This window comes from Bradyrhizobium sp. (genome assembly GCF_049581145.1).
Taxonomy (GTDB): Bacteria; Pseudomonadota; Alphaproteobacteria; order Rhizobiales; family Xanthobacteraceae; genus Bradyrhizobium.
The window spans coordinates 1-3,553 of record NZ_JBAURI010000900.1 but is presented as its reverse complement, the minus strand read 5'-3'; the positions used below and the strand labels follow the sequence as shown (position 1 = coordinate 3,553).

The following is a 3,553-nucleotide window of genomic DNA, read 5'->3' as shown; positions in this document are numbered from 1 at the left end:
GATGAGGATCGCGGATAGCTCGTTGACTTCCAGCCATTGCCGCAATGCCTCGGCCATCAGCCACCCGATCTTGATTTGAAGCCGGCCCGCGAGGCAGGCTATCAAGCCAGGGGCCCGTCGTCCCACCCTCCCGCCAGGATTTGCCGGGTTTCCGATTCGCCCGGCCCGAGGCCTTGGCCAGCGAGCCGGCGGAGTCAGTTCGTCAAGGAGCTATCATGGAATCTCTGAAAACCCAGGGCATCAGCCTGCCACGGCTGGGGCTCGGCACCTATCGCATGCAGGGGGACGTCTGCCGCGCCGCGGTCGAGAGCGCGCTTGCACTCGGCTATCGCCATATCGACACCGCGGAAATGTATGCCAATGAGGAGGCGGTCGGCGCCGCGATCGCTGCGGCCGGCGTTCCGCGCGCCGAGCTTCATGTCACGACCAAGGTCTGGCACGAGAACCTCGCCCCCGAAGCGCTCCGCCGCGCCTTTGACACCAGCCTGAAGAAGCTCCGGCTCGATCGCGTCGATCTCTATCTGGTGCATTGGCCGTCGCCGAGCATGAACCTTCCCGCGGTCATGGAGACCTTGATGAAGCTGAAGCAGGAGGGCCGGACCCGGGCCATCGGCGTCGCCAATTTCACCGTGGCTTTGTTGAAGCAGGCGGTCGAGGAGATCGAGGCGCCGATCGCCTGCAACCAGATCGAATATCACGTGATGCTCGACCAGACCAAGGTGAAGGCCTATCTGGCGGCCAAATCGATTCCGCTGGTGGCCTATTGCCCGCTGGCGCAAGGCCGCGCGGCCTCGAACGACACGCTGATCAGAATCGGCAAAAAGCACGATGCCGCCGCAGCGCAGGTCGCGCTGAAATGGCTGCTCGACCAGGACGGCGTTGCCGCCATTCCGAAGGCTTCGCGGGCCGAGAGCCAGAAGGCCAATCTCGATGCGCTGAGCGTGACACTCGATGACGACGACCGCAAGGCCATCGCGGCCCTGCCGAAGGACCAGCGTCTTGTCAGCCCGGGCTTTGGCCCGGCTTGGGATTGAGACGGGCGAAGCTGCCCTCGGTCTACCTCTCACCGCGAGCGGGGCGAGGTAGACCGAGCCGCCAGCCGCTACTCCACGATCGCCTGATACACCAGCGCGTTGATCTTCTGGCGATAGTGCCAGCGGATCGGGCCGGGCGCGGCGGAGAGATAGACCACCACGAGCTCTTCCTTCGGGTCGACCCACCAGTCGGTACCGCTGGCCCCGGGCCAGGAGAATTGGCCGACCGAGCCCATCAGGCGCACCACGCCGGGCGTCGTCCGCACCGCGAGCCCCAGACCAAAACCGTAATCGGCGCGGGTCGGATCGGCATTGCCGATCAGGTTCTTGATGTTCGGTCCCAACTGGTCGGACAGCATATAGGCGACGGTCCTGGGGCCGAGCAGCCGGGTTTCGCCAAGACGTCCACCATTCATCAGCATGGTTGCAAAACGCAGATAGTCGGCCGCCGTGGACGCGGCACAGCCGCCGCCGCAGTCGAACTTGATCGGCTGGGTCAGCTCCGGACTGCGCGCCTGCGGCCTGCCGGTGTCGGGATCGGCCGGCAACGGCTTGGCGTAGCGCGCAGCCTTGTCCGGGGAAACCGCAAAGCCGGTATCGGTCATCCCCAGTGGGGCAAACAGACTGGCCTGCAGATAGTGTCCGAGCGACTGGCCGGTGATCTTCTCGATCACGAGGCCCGTCAGATCGAGCCCGAAGCCGTAGTCCCACACCGTCGCCGGCTGGTACAGCAGAGGCAATGACGAGAGCTTGTCGACGAAAGCCGCGCCGTCATACGCGCGCACGGCATCCGCGCTGCCGGCCGGGTACATCTTGTGCACCAGCGTCGTGCCGCGGCCGCCATAGATCAGGCCTGAGGTGTGGCGCAGGAGGTCCTGGATCGTGATCTGGCGGTTGGCCGGCACGGTCTCCGCAGTCGGCTCGCCATTGTCGCGCACGGCGACGCGCATATTGGCGAATTTCGGAAAATATTTGGCAAGCGGATCGTCGATCAAGAGCTTGCCCTGCTCATACAGCATCAGCGCGCCGACGGTGGTCATCGGCTTGGTCATGGAGGCGATGTTGAAGATGGTGTCGGTCGTCATCGGCAGCCCTGCCGCCTTGTCGCGCCAGCCATAGGCGTTGAACAGCACAAGCTTGCCGTGGCGCGCGACGGCGACGACCGCGCCGGGAATCCGGCCCGCCTCGATGTCGGCCTTCAATGTCGTCTCGATCCGCGCCAGCCGCTCGCTGGAGAAGCCGACCTCTTCGGGTTTTGCGCGCGGCAAGGGATCCTCGGCCAAAGCTTCGGTCGAGGCTCCGGTGGCCGAGGCTATGCAGGCGGACAGGCAGAGCGCGCCTGCCAGCATTCTGGTTGACACCATGGATATCTCCGGTTCGGGCGCTTGCTCCCGCCCTGTTGTTGAGGGCCGACCCTTAGGCCAAGCCGCGGACCGACGCCAGCCGCGTTTCACGATGCCGGCTTCTCGCATTTGTGCTGCGCCGGCGTCGGCTTGCCGTCGGCGGTGAACTTGCCGTTCTTGATGGTGTACTGCTTCTTGTCGTTGCGATTATACATCGCGCGCAAGGTGCCGTCCGGCTGCATCATCAAACCGTATTCGCGGGTCTGCTTCACCGAGGCATAGAAGACTCGCAGGTTCAGCATGCCGTCCTTGCTGACCGTGGCCGAGATCACCTTGCCTTCATCCTTGGCGTCGCCGAAGTCGCGCCGGTTGATGACGTCGGCGCCCTCGATTTCATAATCCAGCACCGCGCCCTTGTCGTGGTCGGGCGGCAGCGCGCAGTCGAGTGACCATGGGCCGATCAAGCCCCATTGGCTCAGCTCATTCGCCATGCTGTCCTGCGCCGCCGCCGGCCAAGCGAGCGTCATCGCAACAATCACTACCGGCGCCAGCCGGCCGCATCGTCCGCTCACCCCAGCAACCTCCGCCTTTCCCGATGACGACAGGCGGCAGTCTAGCATGCCGGCGGACCGGCCGGATCATCGGGTGACCGGCGCGCCATCGATTTGATCCGCATCAATGCGATCCGCCGTCGGGCTCGACGACGATGTCCGCGCAGGGGAACGCACATGGACCACAAGCCAGCACAACCGGAGGCGGGTACCTCGCCGCGTTTTTCAGGGCGCGCCGCGCCGCCTGGCCGTCCTGCATTGCCATACTCCGAAAACGAATTTCTCGTCCGGCTCGGGGATCGCGTCCGCACGACGCGCCAGCTCCGCGACATGTCGCGCCGCGAACTGGCCCGCAGGTCCGGCATTTCTCAGCGGTACATCGCCCAGATCGAGGCCGGCAAGGGCAATGTGTCGATCGTGCTGCTGCTGCGTATCGCGCACGCGATCCGCAGCGATTAGCCCCGCCAAGTGTCGCGGAAGCCGTATCCAGGGGAGGCGTCGTTGGGACGGATTGTTCTTGCCGCCAAGGTCACCCATGTGCCGTCGCTGATGCTGTCGGAGGCCGACGGTAGTCCGCTGCGCGCGGCGCGGGCGGGCGCGGTTGCCGCGCTGCGCGAGCTTGGCC

4 protein-coding genes are annotated in these 3,553 nt (G+C 65.4%); 2 read left to right on the top strand and 2 right to left on the bottom strand.

Annotated elements, in window-relative coordinates; genetic code table 11:
- Positions 1-215 precede the first annotated feature (215 nt).
- Positions 216-1,034, top strand: coding sequence for an aldo/keto reductase (locus tag WCB02_RS29595; RefSeq protein WP_423963462.1), 819 nt, complete (start codon positions 216-218; stop codon positions 1,032-1,034).
- 68 nt (positions 1,035-1,102) lie between these two features.
- On the opposite strand, the gene WCB02_RS29590 is transcribed toward WCB02_RS29595, so the two are convergent.
- On the bottom strand, positions 1,103-2,398 hold the full coding sequence (locus WCB02_RS29590; protein ID WP_423963460.1) for a serine hydrolase domain-containing protein: 1,296 nt from the start codon (positions 2,396-2,398) through the stop codon (positions 1,103-1,105).
- 86 nt (positions 2,399-2,484) lie between these two features.
- Complete coding sequence (locus WCB02_RS29585; protein ID WP_423963458.1) at positions 2,485-2,904, bottom strand: hypothetical protein; 420 nt, start codon at positions 2,902-2,904, stop codon at positions 2,485-2,487.
- A gap of 201 nt (positions 2,905-3,105) precedes the next feature.
- On the opposite strand from WCB02_RS29585, the gene WCB02_RS29580 reads away from it, so the two are divergent.
- Entirely contained in the window at positions 3,106-3,387 is a 282-nt protein-coding gene (locus tag WCB02_RS29580) for a helix-turn-helix domain-containing protein (RefSeq protein ID WP_423963456.1), read from the top strand.
- The last annotated feature ends 166 nt before the right edge of the window (positions 3,388-3,553 follow it).

Excerpts from the sequence above, each read along its gene's own strand:
- WCB02_RS29580 (WP_423963456.1), top strand. The coding sequence starts at position 3,106 with ATGGACCACAAGCCAGCACAACCGGAGGCGGGTACCTCGCCGCGTTTT.
- WCB02_RS29585 (WP_423963458.1), bottom strand. The coding sequence starts at position 2,904 with ATGACGCTCGCTTGGCCGGCGGCGGCGCAGGACAGCATGGCGAATGAG.
- WCB02_RS29595 (WP_423963462.1), top strand. The coding sequence starts at position 216 with ATGGAATCTCTGAAAACCCAGGGCATCAGCCTGCCACGGCTGGGGCTC.
- WCB02_RS29590 (WP_423963460.1), bottom strand. The coding sequence starts at position 2,398 with ATGGTGTCAACCAGAATGCTGGCAGGCGCGCTCTGCCTGTCCGCCTGC.